Annotated in this window: 16 protein-coding genes; all 16 read right to left on the reverse strand. The window is 69.2% G+C overall.

The features are described from left to right. Positions 1-38: 38 nt before the first annotated feature. Positions 39-302, reverse strand: a complete 264-nt coding sequence (locus FIV50_RS08800) for a phosphoribosyl-ATP diphosphatase (RefSeq protein WP_042536637.1) — start codon at positions 300-302, stop codon at positions 39-41. Further along, on the reverse strand, positions 299-979 hold the full coding sequence (rpe, locus tag FIV50_RS08805) for a ribulose-phosphate 3-epimerase (protein ID WP_258184192.1): 681 nt from the start codon (positions 977-979) through the stop codon (positions 299-301). The genes FIV50_RS08800 and rpe overlap by 4 nt, the downstream gene beginning before the upstream one ends. Before the next feature lie 4 nt (positions 980-983). Continuing rightward, a complete protein-coding gene (locus FIV50_RS08810) occupies positions 984-2,525 on the reverse strand; it encodes an RsmB/NOP family class I SAM-dependent RNA methyltransferase (protein ID WP_140037113.1) in 1,542 nt (513 codons plus the stop codon). Then, positions 2,522-3,442, reverse strand: a complete 921-nt coding sequence (fmt, locus tag FIV50_RS08815; protein WP_140037114.1) for a methionyl-tRNA formyltransferase — start codon at positions 3,440-3,442, stop codon at positions 2,522-2,524. Before fmt ends, FIV50_RS08810 begins: the two co-directional genes overlap by 4 nt. A gap of 61 nt (positions 3,443-3,503) precedes the next feature. Further along, positions 3,504-5,462, reverse strand: a complete 1,959-nt coding sequence (locus FIV50_RS08820; RefSeq protein WP_140037115.1) for a primosomal protein N' — start codon at positions 5,460-5,462, stop codon at positions 3,504-3,506. Positions 5,463-5,491: 29 nt separating this feature from the next. Next, positions 5,492-6,685: a methionine adenosyltransferase gene (gene metK, locus FIV50_RS08825; protein WP_140037116.1), complete on the reverse strand. Its 1,194-nt coding sequence runs from the start codon at positions 6,683-6,685 to the stop codon at positions 5,492-5,494. A gap of 93 nt (positions 6,686-6,778) precedes the next feature. Continuing rightward, on the reverse strand, positions 6,779-7,036 hold the full coding sequence (gene rpoZ, locus FIV50_RS08830) for a DNA-directed RNA polymerase subunit omega (protein ID WP_042536631.1): 258 nt from the start codon (positions 7,034-7,036) through the stop codon (positions 6,779-6,781). Positions 7,037-7,100: 64 nt separating this feature from the next. Beyond that, positions 7,101-8,009: a guanylate kinase gene (gmk, locus tag FIV50_RS08835; protein ID WP_140037117.1), complete on the reverse strand. Its 909-nt coding sequence runs from the start codon at positions 8,007-8,009 to the stop codon at positions 7,101-7,103. After that, positions 8,002-8,847 carry an orotidine-5'-phosphate decarboxylase gene (pyrF, locus tag FIV50_RS08840; RefSeq protein WP_140037118.1) on the reverse strand — a complete coding sequence of 282 codons (846 nt, stop codon included), beginning with the start codon at positions 8,845-8,847 and terminating at the stop codon, positions 8,002-8,004. The genes gmk and pyrF overlap by 8 nt, the downstream gene beginning before the upstream one ends. After that, a complete protein-coding gene (gene carB, locus FIV50_RS08845; protein ID WP_140037119.1) occupies positions 8,844-12,131 on the reverse strand; it encodes a carbamoyl-phosphate synthase large subunit in 3,288 nt (1,095 codons plus the stop codon). The genes pyrF and carB overlap by 4 nt, the downstream gene beginning before the upstream one ends. Further along, positions 12,131-13,276: a glutamine-hydrolyzing carbamoyl-phosphate synthase small subunit gene (gene carA / locus FIV50_RS08850; RefSeq protein WP_140037120.1), complete on the reverse strand. Its 1,146-nt coding sequence runs from the start codon at positions 13,274-13,276 to the stop codon at positions 12,131-12,133. The genes carB and carA overlap by 1 nt, the downstream gene beginning before the upstream one ends. Beyond that, on the reverse strand, positions 13,273-13,800 hold the full coding sequence (locus FIV50_RS08855) for a PH-like domain-containing protein (protein WP_140037121.1): 528 nt from the start codon (positions 13,798-13,800) through the stop codon (positions 13,273-13,275). Before FIV50_RS08855 ends, carA begins: the two co-directional genes overlap by 4 nt. Further along, on the reverse strand, positions 13,797-15,101 hold the full coding sequence (locus tag FIV50_RS08860; RefSeq protein WP_140037122.1) for a dihydroorotase: 1,305 nt from the start codon (positions 15,099-15,101) through the stop codon (positions 13,797-13,799). The genes FIV50_RS08855 and FIV50_RS08860 overlap by 4 nt, the downstream gene beginning before the upstream one ends. Next, positions 15,098-16,063, reverse strand: coding sequence for an aspartate carbamoyltransferase catalytic subunit (locus FIV50_RS08865; protein ID WP_140037123.1), 966 nt, complete (start codon positions 16,061-16,063; stop codon positions 15,098-15,100). Before FIV50_RS08865 ends, FIV50_RS08860 begins: the two co-directional genes overlap by 4 nt. Continuing rightward, positions 16,060-16,590: a bifunctional pyr operon transcriptional regulator/uracil phosphoribosyltransferase PyrR gene (pyrR, locus tag FIV50_RS08870; protein WP_140037124.1), complete on the reverse strand. Its 531-nt coding sequence runs from the start codon at positions 16,588-16,590 to the stop codon at positions 16,060-16,062. The genes FIV50_RS08865 and pyrR overlap by 4 nt, the downstream gene beginning before the upstream one ends. A gap of 68 nt (positions 16,591-16,658) precedes the next feature. Beyond that, a complete protein-coding gene (locus FIV50_RS08875; RefSeq protein WP_140037125.1) occupies positions 16,659-17,153 on the reverse strand; it encodes a hypothetical protein in 495 nt (164 codons plus the stop codon). Between the last annotated feature and the right edge of the window lie 23 nt (positions 17,154-17,176).

The following is a 17,176-nucleotide window of genomic DNA, read 5'->3' on the forward strand; positions in this document are numbered from 1 at the left end:
GGGGTGCCTTCAGATCGAAGCGAGTGGGGCGGAGCGCTTCACAGATGTCGGTAGACGTCCTGCAGGCTCAGGCCCTTCGCGATCATCATCACCTGGACGTGGTAGAGCAGCTGCGAGATCTCCTCCGCAGCGGCCTCGTCGGATTCGTACTCGGATGCCATCCAGACTTCGGCGGCCTCCTCGACGATCTTCTTGCCGATCGTGTGCACGCCGCCGTCGAGCTCCGCGACCGTACCCGACCCCTCTGGACGGGTCTCGGCCTTGACGCTGAGCTCGGCGAACAGCTCGTCGAAAGTCTTCACGATTCCAGGCTAGCGGCTCTGGCGCGGTCTCTGAGCCGGGTGACGGCGGCCTCGACGTCGTCGGCGCCGTAGACCGCGGATCCTGCGACGAACGTGTCGGCGCCCGCGGCGGCCGCGGCCTCGATGGTCGCGTCCGAGATCCCGCCGTCGACCTGGAGCCAGACGTTCGATCCGCGGCGTCTGGCCTCATCGGCGAGAGCGCGCAGCTTGGGCATCGTCTCGGGCATGAACCCCTGCCCGCCGAACCCGGGTTCGACCGTCATCACGAGGATCTGGTCGAACTCCTCGAGCACGCTGTAGAGCCCCTCGGCGGGCGTGTCGGGTTTGATCGCGACGCCGGCCCTGGCCCCGATGCTGCGCAGCGTGCGGGCGAGCGAGATCGGATCCGCGGCCGCCTCGAGGTGGAAGGTCACGCTTGCGGCCCCCAGCTCGGCATAGGCGGGGGCCCAGCGCTCCGGCTCGGTGATCATCAGGTGAACGTCGAGCGGGATCGGACTTGTCGCCTGGATCCGTTCGACCATCTGCGGGCCGAACGTGAGGTTCGGCACGAAGTGGTTGTCCATCACGTCGACGTGTGCGAAGTCGGCGGTCGCGATCTTGGCGAGATCGCGCTGCATGTTCACGAAGTCGGCGGCCAGGATGCTGGGGTTGATGCGCGGTGCGCTGGGGAGGTCCACGTCTCTAGTCTCTCTCTTCGGAGTTCGCGTCGCCCTGCTCGGTGGCGCTGCGCTGGAGAAGCGCGAGGAACATGGCATCCGTGCCGTGGCGGTGCGGCCACAGCTGCACCCGCCCCGAACCGTCGTCGGCGAGGTCGATCGGTGACTCGGAGACGCCCTGGAGCACGGCACGCGCATCGATCTCGGTGATGTCGGTGCGGCCTCGGAGCACCTCCTGGACGACCCCCGTGGTCTCGGCGAGATGCGGCGAGCAGGTCACGTACGCGACGATCCCGCCGGGCGCGAGTGCGCCGAGCGCCGAGTTCAGGATTTCTACCTGAAGGGGCACGAGCTCGGCGACATCGGCAGGGGTCTTGCGCCAGCGCGCCTCGGGCCGCCGCCTGAGGGCGCCGAGGCCGGTGCACGGCGCATCGACGAGGATGCGATCGAATGCGCCGGGGTGGGTGGCGCCGAACGAGCGCCCGTCCTCCTCGTGCACCATGACCTCGCCCGGCACGCCGCGCAGGGCGTTGCGGACGAGACGTGCCCGTGTCGGGATGACCTCGTTGGCCTCGAGAGTGACGTCGTGCTCGCGGGCGATCGCCGCGAGCAGCGCGGTCTTGCCACCGGGGCCCGCACACAGATCGAGCCAGCGCTCACCCGAGGTGATCGGCGCGGCCGCCGTCAGCGCGAGTGCCACCAGCTGAGAACCCTCGTCCTGAACGCGGACCGTGCCGCCGGTCGCGGCGATCACACGATGCGGATCGCCGCCGGGCGATCCGTAGGCCGTCGGAGCGTACGGGCGCCGCGGCTCACCCGGCTCCGCGAGTCCGGGGAGCGCCACCAGCGTCACCTCCGGAGACGCGTTGTCTGCGTCGAGGAGCTCGTCGAGTTCGTCGGCTCGTCCCTCGGCGGCCAGAGCGCGTCGCAGCGCTCGGATGACCCAGACCGGGTGTGCGGAGCGGAGTGCGAGACGCTCGTCATCGGACCGCGCCGAGCTCTCGATGCGCTCCTCCCACTCCCCCGGTGTCTCGCGGGAGATCCGGCGCAGCACGGCGTTCGCGAAGCTCGATGCGCCTCGCCCCTGAGTCGAGGCGACCAGATTCACGGACTCGTTCACGGCTGCGTGAGACGCGACACGTGTGGCGAGCAGCTGATGCGTGGCGAGCCGCAGCGCATCGAGCACGGCGGGGTCGATCTCCTCCGCCGGACGATCGGCGGCCACGGCGATGATCGCATCGTAGGTGCCACGACGTCGGAGGGTCCCGTACGCGAGCTCCGTCGCGAGGGCGGCATCCTGCGGGTCGAGGCGCGCCTCGGCGATCGCCGGAGGCAGGGTCAGGTTGGCGTAGGCATCCGACTCGGACACCGCTCGCAGCACGTCGTAGGCCACCCGACGAGCAGGCTGCACCGTGCGCTGCGGCCCGCGAGGCTGGTCACCGTGCTGGCCCTGAGGCTGACCGCCCCGCGCCTGACCGCCGCGCTGCCCGGGCGGTCGACCCTGCGACCGGTTCTGTGAACCACCCGGACGACCGTCGCGACGCTTCGCGTCTCCCTGCCCGCTCATGCTCCGGCTCGCAGACCGTCGGTGTCGCGCTGGCCCCGCCACCAGTCGACCGCGTTCATGGCTCCCTTGCCCGCCGGTTGCACGCGCGTGACGGAGAGGGGCGTCGAGCCGGTGCCGATGAGGAGCGCCGTCTTCGTCGCGCCGATCTCTCCCGGCTCGAGGGCGGCGTCCTCACTCGACGGCGCGGCCTCGAGGATCTTCACGCGGAGCCCGTCGACGGTGGTGTGCGCTCCCGGCTCGGGAGTGACGCCGCGGAAGCGCGCGAACACCTGTGCGAGGGGCTGGCTCCAGTCGAGCAGACCGTCATCGAGCGTCAGCTTCGGCGCCAGGCTCGGCTCTCCGCGCTGCGGCACCGCGTGCGCAGTGCCGTCGGCGATGGCCTCGACCACCTCTGATGTCAGCTGCGCCCCGTCGATGGCAAGGGTCTCGAGGGCCGCGTCGGCTGTCGCCCCTGCGGCCACGTCGACGACGCGTGTGGCGAAGACGTCGCCTGCGTCGAGGGCGGGTACCAGCTGGAAGACGCTCGCTCCGAGCTGGGCGTCGCCGGCGATCAGTGCGCGCTGCACGGGAGCGGCGCCGCGCCACTGGGGCAGGAGCGAGAAGTGCAGGTTGATCCACCCCTTCACCGGAGTGGACAGCAGCGGCTCTCGCACGAGGCCGCCATATGCGACGATCACACCGAGCTCGGGCTGCAGTGCGGCGATCGCCGCGGTCGCCTCGTCATCGAGACGTGCCGCCTTGATGATCGGCAGACCGAGGTCGGCTGCTGCCTGAGCGACCGGCGACGGTGTCAGCACCCGCTTGCGGCCCAGGGGCGCATCGGGTCGCGTGACCACAGCCGCGATGTCGTGCTCGGCCGCGAGGCGGCGGAGTGTGGGAACGGCTGCCGACGGTGTGCCGGCGAAGACAAGGCGCATGAAGGTGCTCCGGAGGGAATGCGGTGTGTGGATCGGGTGGGATCGGATCGGTGCGGACTGATCAGAGCTCTGGGTCGAGGATATCGAGCCGAACCGAGAGCGTGCTCCGAGTCGACTTGCCCTTGCCTCGGCGATTGCTGACGGCTTCGGCGACGACGGCCGCACGCAGCGTCGCCGCGACCTTGGCTCCGGCGCCGTACTCGAATCGGACGAGCGCGCGCACGCGAGGCGGATAGTCGTCGGACTCGATGGGCACAGGGCCCAGGACGGCGTCAGACGGCAGGGCGAGCTCCTGGAGAGCGGCCAACGCACGGCCGACGGCCGCTGCGGACCCCTCGACCAGGGCGACGCGCGCGGCCGGAGGCATGTGCAGGGGCGCGCGCTCGGCCAGCTCAGCGCGTGCGTAGCCCGACTGGTTCCAGGTCGCGAGCGCTCGTGCGATCGTGCCGTCGACTCCGACGAGGTGGATGGGCGCGCCCGGAGCAGCGAGCGCGGCCGCGTTCGACCACCACCGCAGACACGCCTCACCGATGCGAAGATCCGGTGCCTGGAGCATCCGTGGACCGTCGAGCAGCACCACTGCGCGATAGCCCCCTTCGGCGAGCGGCTCGGCGCCGCGCGTCGCGACCACGAGCGCCGGCTTGTCGGCGACGTGCTCGACCGGGTGCGCGCTGTCGGCGACGATCACGCGGACGCCGGGGAACGCCTTGCCCAGCTCGTCGGCGGTGCGCTCGCTTCCCGACGACGCGAGACGCAGCTTGGTCGACGAACACGTCGGGCAGGCCCAGGCGCGCGCACCCCGGCCGCACCAGGCGCACACGGGCACGGCGCCGCGATGCTTGGCGCCCAGCGGCCCGCCGCAGTGCGCGCATCTGGCCGGAGCGCGACACTCCGCACACACGAGGGACGGCGCGAAACCGGGGCGCGAGACCTGCACGAGAACCGGGCCCTCGGCTGCGGCGTTGCGTGCCGAGAGGAACGCCGACGACGGCATCCGCTGCGCTGTCGGCGCATCCATCTCTTGCGGTGTGCTCAGGATCACCCTCGGCATCACCCGTCGTGCGGCCCGCACGTCCTGCAGGTATCCGTGCGCGACGAGGCGTTCGACGTCCGTCGTGCGGGTGTGGCCGACGAACAGCAGAGCCGAGTCCTCCTGCTCCTGGCGGAGCAGCGCGGCATCTCGGGCGTTGATGTAGGGCGCGAGCGGTTCGCCGAGCAGTGGATCGCCGTCGTCCCACACCGCGACGAGTCCGGCGCGCACCGGCGCGTACACGGCCGAGCGGTTGCCGACCACGATGCACGGAGCATCCTCGAGCGATCTGAGGAACGAGCGGTATCGATCGGGGTTCGTCTGCCGTGAGTCGTATCGCACGACGGCCTCGGGCGGAACGAGCGACCCGAGTGCGGCGAGCAGAAGATCGAGGTCCCGATGATCCGGCACGATCAGGATGCTGGAGCGTCCGGCTGCAAGCATCCGCGTCGCCGTCGAGGCCAGCAGAGCCGTCCAGCCCGGCTCGCCCCGGTGCTGCACCGGGATCGCCTCGACCGCGGCCCTGCCCGCGTCGTCGAGGACCTCCTCGAGGTGGTCGTACGTGGCGAGGAGCGAGGCGGCGTCGGCGACGGCCTCATCGGTCGGGACGGGCGCCGGTGCGTCCGCGGTCCAGGCCTTCTCGACCCGTACCTGACGCTTGGGGATGACGAGACGCAGCACGTCCGACGCCGACCCCGCCGCGCGGTCGGCTGCGCGACGGGCGAGCCGGTAAGTGCGTTCCGGAAGCACGGGCACCGGCGACACGACGCTCTCGACCTCGGAGAGAGGCCTGTCGGCGTCGTCCTCGGTATCGATCTCGACCACGTACCCGTCGATCACCCGACCGGCGGTGCGGAGCGGCACTCGCACGCGCACCCCGATCGGCACGTCTCCGAGCTCTGGCGGCAGCGCATAATCGAAGAGCCGGTCGAGCTGGGGAAGCGGCGAGTCCAGCAGAACGCGCGCGATGCGACGACTCTCGGCCGTCATGAGCGGATCGCCATCAGGCCCGCGCTCCGTCAGAGGCCTGCAGCGCGCCGCAGCTCTTCAGCGCGGTCGGTGCGCTCCCAGGTGAACTCCGGCAGCTCGCGGCCGAAATGACCGTAGGCGGCTGTCTGCGCATAGATCGGGCGCAGCAGATCGAGGTGCTCGATGATCGCCTGGGGACGGAGATCGAAGACCTCGTCGATCGCGCGGGTGATCGCCTCGTCCGACACCTTGCCGGTGCCGAAGGTCTCGACGTAGAGACCCACCGGGCGTGCGACGCCGATCGCGTATGCGACCTGGACCTCGAGACGGTCGGCGAGCCCTGCCGCGACAGCGTTCTTCGCGACCCAGCGGGTCGCATAGGCACCCGAACGGTCGACCTTCGACGGATCCTTGCCGCTGAACGCGCCGCCACCGTGGCGAGCGGCGCCGCCGTAGGTGTCGATGATGATCTTGCGTCCGGTGAGACCGGCGTCGCCCTTGGGTCCGCCGGTGACGAAGGGACCCGCCGGATTGATGTAGTAGGTGATGTCGTCGAGGTCGAGTCCTGTGGTCTCGAGGATCGGGTCGATCACGTGCTCGCGCACCTGCGCCTTGAGCTCGTCCTGCGAGATCTCGGGGTGATGCTGGGTCGACAGCACGACGGCGTCGACGGTCTTGGGCGTGAAGCCGTCGTACCCGAGCGTGACCTGCGTCTTGCCGTCGGGGCGAAGGAACGGCAGCGCGCCGGAGCGGCGGACCTCGGCGAGACGCTCGGCGATGCGGTGCGCGGTCCATGCGGCCATCGGCATCAGCTGGGGCGTCTCGTTCGTGGCGAAGCCGAACATGATGCCCTGGTCGCCTGCACCGAGTCCGTCGAGCGGATCGACGGATGAGCCGTCGCGGTGCTCCTGGGCGTTGTCGACGCCGTGGGCGATGTCGGTCGACTGCTCGCCCACCGAGATGCTCACGCCGCAGGAGTCCCCGTCGAAGCCGGTGTCGCTCGACGTGTAGCCGATGCGATTGACGACCTGTCGGACGATGGTCGGGATGTCGACGTACGCCTCGGTGCGGATCTCGCCGGCGACGTGCACGAGACCGGTGGTCACCAGCGTCTCGACCGCGACGCGTGAGCCGGGGTCTTTCGCGATGAGTCCGTCGAGGATGCTGTCCGAGATCTGGTCGCAGATCTTGTCTGGGTGCCCCTCGGTGACGGACTCGGACGTGAACAGACGCAGCGCGCTCATCAGGGCTCCAGAACGGAATCGGACAGCAGGAAGGGGGTGGCTCCCATGATGGACCGCACCGCCGACATCAGTCGGCGGTGCGGTCATCGGACGTCACTCGGCGTGACGGAGGCGGAGCTTGTCCTCGTTGATCTCGTGCAGAGCGATGGTCAGCGGCTTGTCCTCGACGGAGGAGTCGACGAGCGGACCGACGTTGTCGAACAGGTTGCCCTCGTGGAGGTCGGAGTAGTAGTCGTTGATCTGGCGCGCGCGCTTGGCGGCGTAGATGACGAGCTCGTACTTCGAGTCGACGCGGTCGAGCAGGTTGTCGATGGGGGGATCGATGATTCCGTTGGTGTGGTGTCCGGCCATGGTGGGACCTCCTGATCAGGCGACGGGATCGTCGCGAAGACTGTGCAACGGCGCGCGAAAACGCTCAGCGCGCAGAGCTTGAAGACAATTCTACGACCTCTGCGGCCGCAGCGGCGACGTCCTCGTTCACGATGAGGTGATCGAACTCGTTCTGTGCGGCGAGTTCCACCTTCGCGGTGCGCAGTCTGCGAGCACGTTCCTCGGCCCCCTCGGTGCCTCGACCGACCAGTCTCTGAACCAGTTCGTCCCAGGTCGGCGGCAGCAGGAAGATGAGCGTCGCGGCCGGCTCGGCCTTGCGCACCTGGCGGGCACCCTGCAGGTCGATCTCGAGCAGCACCGTCTTGCCTGCAGCCAGTGCGGCATCGATCGGGGCGCGGGGCGTTCCGTACCGCGACCTGTTGTGCACCACCGCGTACTCGAGAAGCTCGTCCTCGGCGATCAGCCGATCGAACTCCGCGTCGTCGACGAAGTAGTAGTGCACGCCGTCGATCTCGCCCGGGCGCGGCGCACGGGTCGTCGCCGAGACAGACAGATGGATCTCGGGGTTGTGCTCGCGGATATGGGCTGCGACCGTGCCCTTGCCCACCGCGGTCGGGCCGGCGAGCACCAGGAGGCGGCTTCGTGCGCCCCGCGGCTGCAGGAGCGGGAAGCGCGAGTCGAGCCACTGCGAGAGCGCCACCCGCTGCCTGACGCCGAGACCCCCCAGTCGCTTGACCGGCGAGATGTGCAGCTCCGCCAGGATCCGGTCGCGTTTTCCCGCACCGATGGCGGGGAGAGCGAGCAGGAAGTCCGTGATGCGCATCGAGCCCTCGACCGAGTCGGGGTCGGCAGTGGCCCGTTCGAGCACAGACTGGGGAGTCACGACTCGCGTCGTCAGATCGCGCTTGAGGGACGCACGGGCACGGCGCCGCTCGACCGCTTTGCGGGCGGCGGCGGCACGGTCGACCTCGGGGACGGGACGGGACTCAGCCACGGCCGACCTCCCTGTACTCTGCGACGCGTGCGTCGATGGCGGCGGCGAGACCGGCCGGTCCGGCCGAGAGGATGCTGCGGCTCTCGCTCGCGATGACCGCGGGGCTCATCGAGCCGAACCGACGGTGGAGGTCTGCCGGAGTCGCACCCTGCGTGCCGAAACCGGGAGCGAGGATGGGTGCCATCGGGGCGAATGCGGCGATGCCGGCATCCGTCCACTCCACGGTCGCTCCGATGACGAAGCCGAAGCTCCCCCACTGGCCTGTCTCCGTGTGCTCCGCGTTACGTGCCGAGACGACCGAGATGATGTCCGCTGACACGGCGCGGCCGGTCTCGGAGACCGAGCGCTGCAGTGTCTGCGCCTCGGGGTTGCTCGTGGCGGCGAGCACGAAGAGGCCCTTGTCGTGCTCCTCGGCGAGGGCGAAGGCGCCGTCGAGCGCACCGACCCCGAGGAACGGGTTCACGGTCAGGGCGTCGGCCTCGAGCGGAGATCCCGGCGTGAGCCACGCCGCAGCATACGCATCCATGGTCGAGCCGATGTCGCCGCGCTTCGCGTCCGCGATGACGACGAGTCCGGCCGCACGCGCAGCCGCGAGCACCTCCTCGAGGGCCGCGATACCCGCGGAGCCGAAGCGCTCGAAGAACGACACCTGCGGCTTCACGATCGCGGCACGGCCAGCGGCGGCCTCGACGGTGCGCAGCCCGAACTCGCGGACGCCGGAGGCGTCGTGACCGAGTCCCCAGTCCGTGAGCAGCGCCGCATGCGGGTCGATTCCCACGCACAGCGGGCCGTGCGCCGCGAGGGCGGCACGGACCCGTTCGCCGAAGCGTGCGCTCACAAAGCGGCCTTCCGGTCGAGTGCGTACTCCTGAAGGCTCTTCACCTGGAAGCCCTCGTGCGCTGCGTCCATGCCGCTCACCGCAGCGCCGAGCACCGCCATCGTGGTGAACAGCGCCTTGTCGGCCGCGACGGCGGCCGCGCGGATCTCGTAACCGTCAGCGCGCGCCGCGCCACCCGAAGGCGTGTTCACGACGATGTCGATCGACCCGTCGTTGATGAGGTCGACGATGTTGGTCGCGCCCGATTCCTGGGTCTCGCTGTACTTCTCGACCACGGTCACCGCGATGCCGTTGCGCGAGAGGATCTCGGCCGTGCCCTCGGTGGCCACGATCGTGAACCCGAGCTGCTGCAGACGGTGCGCCGGCAGGATCACCGCGCGCTTGTCGGAGTCGGCCACCGAGATGAACACGGTGCCGGAGGTCGGCATCCCGCCGTACGCGGCCGCCTGGCTCTTGGCGAATGCGGTCGGGAAGTCGCGGTCGATGCCCATGACCTCACCCGTCGAGCGCATCTCCGGGCCGAGGATCGAGTCGACGGTCTTGCCGTCGGCCGTGCGGAACCGCTTGAAGGGAAGCACCGCCTCCTTCACCGAGACAGGGGCGTCGAGCGGCACACGAGAGCCGTCCTGCTCGGGAAGCATGCCTTCGGCGCGGAGCTCCGCGATCGTCGAGCCGACCATGATGCGGCTCGCGGCCTTCGCCATCGGAATGCCCAGCGCCTTCGAGACGAACGGCACCGTGCGGCTCGCGCGCGGGTTCGCCTCGATGACGTAGAGCACGCCCGCGCTGATCGCGAACTGCACGTTCAGCAGTCCGCGCACGCCGACGCCCTCGGCGATCGCGAGGGTCGCCTCGCGCACCCGATCGATGTCGGTGCGGCCGAGCGAGACCGGCGGCAGAGTGCAGCTGGAGTCGCCCGAGTGGATGCCGGCCTCTTCGAGGTGCTCCATCACGCCGCCGATGTACAGGTCGGTGCCGTCGTACAGCGCGTCGACGTCGAGCTCGATCGCATCGTCGAGGAACCGGTCGACGAGCAGGGGCTTGCCATCCTCGATGATGACCTCGCCCGCGGTGCGCACGAAGTACTCGCGCAGCGACTCCGCGCTGTAGACGATCTCCATCCCCCGCCCGCCGAGCACGAAGCTCGGACGCACGAGCACGGGGTAGCCGATCTCGTCGGCCACGGCCACCGCGCCGTCAGCATCCACTGCGGTGCCGTGACGCGGCGCGATGAGACCGGCGGAGTCGAGCAGCTGTGAGAACAGCTCGCGCTCTTCGGCGATGTCGATGGCTGCGGGGCTCGTGCCGAGCACGGTGTAGCCCGCGGCCTCGATACCCTTCGCGAGACCCAGCGGCGTCTGGCCGCCGAGCTGGCAGACGACGCCGAGAATGGTGCCGCTGGCGGCTTCGGCGTCGAGCACCTCGAGCACGTCTTCGAGCGTCAGCGGCTCGAAGTACAGCCGATCCGACGTGTCGTAGTCGGTGGACACGGTCTCGGGGTTGCAGTTGACCATGATGGTCTCGAAGCCGGCATCCGAGAGCGCGAACGACGCGTGCACGCACGAGTAGTCGAACTCGACGCCCTGGCCGATGCGGTTGGGACCGGATCCGATGATCACGACCTTGGTGCGATCCGACGGGATGACCTCGGTCTCGAAGTCGTAGCTCGAGTAGTGATACGGCGTCAGAGCCGGGAACTCGCCGGCGCAGGTGTCGACCGTCTTGTACACCGGGCGGATGCCGAAGCCGTGGCGCACGCCGCGGATCTCGGCCTCGGCATCGCCGCGCAGCTGCGCGATCTGCGCGTCGGAGAAGCCGTGCTCCTTGGCATAGCGGAGCGTTGCCGGGTCGAGCTCGGGCGCCGTGCGCACGGTCTCGGCGACCTCGTTGATCAGCACGATCTGGTCGATGAACCACGGGTCGATCGCGGTCGCCTCGAACGCCTGCTCGACCGTCGCACCCTTGCGCAGCGCCTGCTGCAGGGTGATGATGCGACCGTCGGTCGGGACCTTCGAGATCTCGAGCAGCTCTTCGACCGAGCGCTCCTCGGCGCCCCAGTGGAAGCTGGAGCCGCGCTTCTCGAGCGAGCGGAGCGCCTTCTGCAGCGCGGTCGCGTAGTTGCGTCCGATCGCCATCGCCTCACCCACCGACTTCATGGTGGTCGTCAGCGTCGCATCGGCGGCCGGGAACTTCTCGAACGCGAACCGCGGCACCTTGACGACGACGTAGTCGAGCGTGGGCTCGAAGCTCGCCGGAGTGACCCCCGTGATGTCGTTCGGGATCTCGTCGAGGCGGTAGCCGAGCGCGAGCTTGGCCGCGAGCTTGGCGATCGGGAACCCGGTGGCCTTCGAGGCGAGGGCGCTCGAGCGCGAGACGCGCGGGTTCATCTCGATGACGATGATGCGGCCGTTGCTGGGGTCGACAGCGAACTGGATGTTGCAGCCACCGGTGTCGACGCCGACGGCCCGGATGATGTCGATGCCGATGTCGCGGAGCTTCTGGTACTCGCGGTCGGTGAGCGTCAGAGCCGGGGCGACGGTGATCGAGTCGCCCGTGTGCACGCCGACGGGGTCGACGTTCTCGATCGAGCAGACGACGACCGTGTTGTCGGCCGTGTCGCGCATGAGCTCGAGCTCGTACTCCTTCCAGCCGAGGATCGACTCCTCGAGCAGTACCTCGGTGGTCGGAGAATCGCGCAGACCGGCACCGCCGATGCGGCGCAGGTCCTCTTCGTCGTAGGCGAAGCCCGAGCCGAGACCGCCCATGGTGAAGGAGGGGCGCACGACGAGCGGGTAGCCCAGCTCGGCCGCGCCCTCGAGCAGGTCGTCCATCGTGTGCGCGATGATGCTGCGCGCGACGTCGGCCCCGGCGTCGAGCACGAGCTGCTTGAAGATCTGGCGGTCTTCGCCCTTGTTGATCGCCTCGAAGCTCGCGCCGATCAGCTCGACGTCATACTTCTCGAGGATCCCGTGGTTGTGCAGCTCGATCGCGGCGTTCAGGGCGGTCTGCCCGCCGAGGGTCGGAAGGATGGCGTCTGGACGCTCCTTCGCGATGATCGTCTCGATGACCTGCCACGTGATCGGCTCGATGTAGGTCGCATCGGCGAAGTCGGGGTCGGTCATGATCGTCGCCGGGTTGGAGTTGACCAGGATGACCCTGACGCCCTCTTCGCGCAGGACGCGGCACGCCTGGGTGCCGGAGTAGTCGAACTCGCAGGCCTGACCGATGACGATCGGGCCGGAGCCGATGACGAGAACGGAGTTGATGTCGTCGCGCTTGGGCATTACTTGGCGTCCTTCTTGCTGGCGATGACCATGTCACGGAACCGGTCGAAGAGATAGTTGGCGTCGTGCGGGCCGGCGGCGGCCTCCGGGTGGTACTGCACCGAGAACGCGGGGATGTCGAGGGCACGGAGGCCCTCCACGACGTTGTCGTTCAGACCGACGTGGCTGACCTCGACCTTGCCGTAGCCGTGTGGGCTGTCGAAGGAACCCTCCAGTGGCGCATCCACGGCGAATCCGTGGTTGTGAGCGGTGATCTCGACGCGCCCGGTCGACTTGTCGAGCACCGGCTGGTTGATTCCGCGGTGGCCGAACGGCAGCTTGTAGGTGCCGAGTCCTAGTGCCCTGCCGAGCAGCTGGTTTCCGAAGCAGATCCCGAAGAACGGGAGCCCGTCGTCGAGCACCGAGCGCAGCAGTTCGACGTGGTCCCCCGAGGCAGCGGGGTCGCCGGGGCCGTTCGAGTAGAAGACGGCGACGGGGTCGATCGAGCGGATGTCGTCGATTGTGACGTCCTGGGGCAGCACGTGCACCTCGAACCCGCGGGCCGCGAGGTTGTCGATCGTGGCCTGCTTGACTCCGAGGTCGAGGACGGCGAGGTTGCCTACCCGCTCCCCCATCGCCGTCGTCACCGTGGCGACGTCGACCGAGACCTGCGACGAGAGGTTCTGACCGGCCATCTGGGGCGCCTGGCGCACGAGGCGCAGCTGCTCTTCGGCATCGAGTTTCGCGGCGTCGCCCGAGAACACGCCACCGCGCATCGACCCGGCCGAGCGGATGTGACGGGTGATCGACCGGGTGTCGATTCCGCTGATGCCCACGATTCCGTCGCGTTCGAGGATCTCGTCGAGCGAGGCGTTGGCCCGCCAGTTCGAGACGACGCGCGAGGGGTCTCGGACGATGTAGCCGGCCACCCAGATACGACGAGACTCGCGGTCTTCGTCGTTCATGCCGGTGTTGCCGATGTGCGGTGCCGTCTGCAGGACGATCTGACCTGCGTACGAGGGATCGGTGAGCGTCTCCTGGTAGCCGGACATGCCGGTGGCGAAGACGACCTCGCCGAAGGTGGTGCCTCGCGCGCCGTATGCACGGCCCGTGTGGCGTGTCCCGTCTTCGAGGACGAGGACGGCGGGTTCGGGGAGGGCTGTCATGACGTTGCTCCTGTGTCGGGGGCGGCGGTGTCGTCCGTGGCCGGGACGAGGCGCTGCAGTTCTGAGATGAAGTTCTGGGGGTCGCCGTCGGTGAGACGCAGATACGAGTCGACGATCGTGTCGTCGTCCGCATTCCAGGCGACACGGACGAGTCCGCCGGGTTCCACGACGCGATCGATCGTCACCGTCGCACGGTCGACGCTCGCGAGACGCGAGGACGCGAGGAAGACCGTCGGCGCGCCGTCGAGGCAGAGTGCGAGCCCGCGGTCCGTGACGGCGACCTCGCCCCTGGCCCGGTACGCGAGCGGGTGCAGGGTCAGCCGCTCGAGCGGCTGGTCGTGCTTGGTCGTCGAGACGTACAGCACCGCGTGACGGTCGATCACTTCGGCGTGCTCGGGAACACCGAGGGGTGCCGCAAGACCCGAGTCGCGTCGGAGTCGTCGTCGCCAGGCGCTGAACATGGCGATCAGGACGAATACCGCCGCGGCGATGGTGATCGCGATGGCGATGTCGCGTGCGCTCATGCGTTCAGCTCCTCGACGACGTCTGCGCCGTCGACCGTCAGCACTCCGCGGTGCACCGTGAATTCGACGCGGCCGGGGAGGTCGCGACCGAGGTACGGCGAGTTGACGCTGCGACCGTGCAGATCCGACTCGCTGAAGACGCCGGCGACCGACGGATCGTAGAGCGTGATCTGCGCGGGAGCACCCGCCTCCAGAGGCAGTCCGTGTCCCGAGAGGCGTCCGATCCGGGCGGGCGCGGCGCTCATCACCCGAGCGACGTCCTCCCAGCCGATCAGGCCGGTCTGCACCATCGACTGGTGCACGACGCGCAGCGCGCTCTCGAGGCCGACCATGCCGTTCGCGGCAGCCTGCCATTCGCAGGACTTGTGCTCGCTCGGGTGCGGCGCGTGATCCGTCGCGACGATGTCGATGGTGCCGTCGGCGAGGCCTTCGCGCACAGCCATGACGTCTTCCTCGCGACGCAGCGGCGGATTGACCTTGTAGCGCGCGTCGTACCCGCGCACGAGTTCGTCGGTGAGAAGCAGGTGATGCGGGGTGACCTCGGCCGTGACGGCGATGCCGCGCTTCTTGGCCCAGCGGATGATGTCGACCGAGCCTGCTGTCGAGAGGTGGCAGACGTGCAGACGCGAGCCCACGTGCTCGGCGAGGAGCACATCGCGGGCGATGATCGACTCCTCGGCGACGGCGGGCCATCCGGCGAGTCCGAGCTCGGCCGAGACGGTGCCCTCGTTCATCTGGGCGCCCTCGGTGAGGCGGGGATCCTGCGCATGCTGCGCGATGACCCCGCCGAAGGACTTCACGTACTCGAGCGCACGACGCATGATCAGCGGGTCGAAGACGCAGAAGCCGTCGTCGCTGAAGACGCGCACCTGGGCGCGCGATGTCGCCATCGCACCGAGCTCGGCGAGCCGCTCGCCCTTCTGCCCCACGGTCACAGCGCCGATCGGCTGCACCGTCGCGTACCCGGCCGCTTCACCGAGCGCGAGCTCCTGTTCCACGACCCCGGCGGTGTCGGCCACCGGCGAGGTGTTGGGCATCGCGAAGACGGCCGTGAAGCCGCCGGCCGCTGCCGCCCTGGTGCCGGTGAGGATCGTCTCGGACGCTTCATAGCCGGGTTCGCGCAGATGCGTGTGCAGATCGACGAGCCCGGGAAGGGCCACCAGGCCGTCGGCGTCGATGACTCGCGCACCCGCACGGCTCAGTCCGTGGCCGATCTCGGTGATCAGACCGTTCTCCACGATGATGTCGGCGCGCTCGGCACCGAGAAGCTGTGCGTCGGTGATGACGAGGGTCTCGCTCACTGGTCTCCCCCTCGTTCGTCGTCTCGTTCTCCTGCAAGGAGCAGGTACAGCACCGCCATGCGGATGGACACCCCGTTCGTCACCTGTTCCAGCACGGTCGAGCGCGGGGAATCGGCGGCTTCGGAGGAGATCTCCAACCCTCGGTTCATGGGTCCGGGGTGCATGACAATGCTACCGTCCGGAAGGCCTGCAACACGCAGTGCGTCAAGACCCCAGCGCCTGGAATACTCCCGCTCAGTGGGGAAATACGCGGCGTTCATGCGCTCGAGCTGGATGCGGAGCATCATCACGGCGTCCGGCCCGTCCGCCAGGGCCTGGTCGAGGTCGTAGACGACCTTCGCGGGCCAGAGCGAGACGTTCTGCGGCACCAGCGTGGGCGGAGCCACGAGGGTGACCTCGGCGCCGAGCGTGGCGAGCAGCCAGACGTTCGATCGCGCGACCCGCGAGTGCAGCACGTCGCCGACGATCACGACCCGGATGCCGGCGAGATCGCGACCACGGCTGTCGGCTCCGAAGCGTCGCTTGCGGATCGTGAACGCGTCGAGCAGCGCCTGGGTCGGGTGCTCGTGCGTGCCGTCGCCCGCATTGACCACACCGGCCGAGATCCAGCCGCTGGTGGCGAGGGTCTGCGGCGCACCCGATGCGGGGTGGCGGATGACGACCGCATCCGCGCCCATCGCCTGCAGCGTCTGAGCGGTGTCCTTCAGGCTCTCGCCCTTCGAGACGCTCGACCCCTTGGCGGCGAAATTGATCACGTCGGCCGACAGGCGCTTCGCGGCGGCCTCGAAGGAGATGCGGGTGCGCGTCGAGTCCTCGAAGAAGAGATTGACGACGGTCTTGCCGCGGAGGGTCGGGAGCTTCTTGACCTCGCGAGACTGCGTGTCGGACATGTCCTCGGCGACGTCGAGGATGCGCAGAGCGGTCTCGCGATCGAGGGTGCGGGTGTCGAGGAGATGTCTCATGCTTCGATCGTCACCTCCTCGGCGCCGTCGTGCTCGGCCAGCCGCACGTTGACGCGCTCCTGACGGGAGGACGGGATGTTCTTCCCGACGAAGTCCGGCCGGATCGGCAGCTCGCGGTGGCCCCGGTCGACGAGGATCGCGAGGCGGACGATCGAGGGGCGACCGATCGACTGCAGCGCATCGAGCGCGGCGCGGATGCTGCGACCGGAGAAGAGCACGTCGTCGACCAGCACGACCGTCTTGCCGTCGATGCCGCCCGCGGGGATGTCGGTCGGACGAGGAGACCGCGTCGGCTGCTTCGCGAGATCATCGCGGAAGAGCGTGACGTCGAGGGCTCCCACCGGGACGGTGGTCTGTGCGATCTCGCCGATCACAGCGGACAGGCGGTGGGCGAGAGTGACTCCGCGGGTGGGAATGCCCAGCAGGACGAGGTTCTCAGCCCCTCGATTGGATTCGAGGATCTCGTGTGCGATGCGGGTCAGTGCCCGCGAGATATCGGCTTCGTGCAGCACGGTTCGTGCACTCATCGGCCGCTCCCTTCTCCGCCTCACAGGACGGTGTTAAAGGTTGCTTGATGCACCCAGTCTAGCGCGGCTCAGTGCCAGCCCAGCACCTCGCGGACAACCTCCTGAGAGAAGGGCGCGCCGTCGTCGGGCACTCCGCCGAGCGATTCGTGCGAGAGCATGGCCCCCTCTGCGCCGGCTGCCGCGGTGATCCCTTGGAGGGCCGCCCGGATGCGAGGGCCCGCGGCGCGGGCGTACTCCGCGTCACCCCGTCGGGAGACATGGGGGAAGACGACCAACTCGCCGACCCCCTTCGCCGCGTGACGCGCGGCGACCACGACGAGGGTGGGGGGAATGGAGGGCTGCAGCGCCCGAGGAAGGGGGAACGGCAGCTCGTCGGTCAGGAGACCTCGCCAGAACCCCCGGCGGGAGCGGGTCTCGTCGCCGATCTCGAGCGCGGTGGCAGTCCACTCCGAGTCCTGCGCACGCAGGCGCGCCTCGAGTCCATCGTCGCGTGGCTCGAATCCCGCCTCCTGCAGGAACTCCGTGCCGATGCGTACGAGACGTTCCGCATCTGACCGGACCACCCACCTCGCGCCGTGGAACGGAC

The sequence above is a fragment of the Microbacterium foliorum genome (assembly GCF_006385575.1).
GTDB classification, from domain to species: domain Bacteria; phylum Actinomycetota; class Actinomycetes; order Actinomycetales; family Microbacteriaceae; genus Microbacterium; species Microbacterium foliorum_B.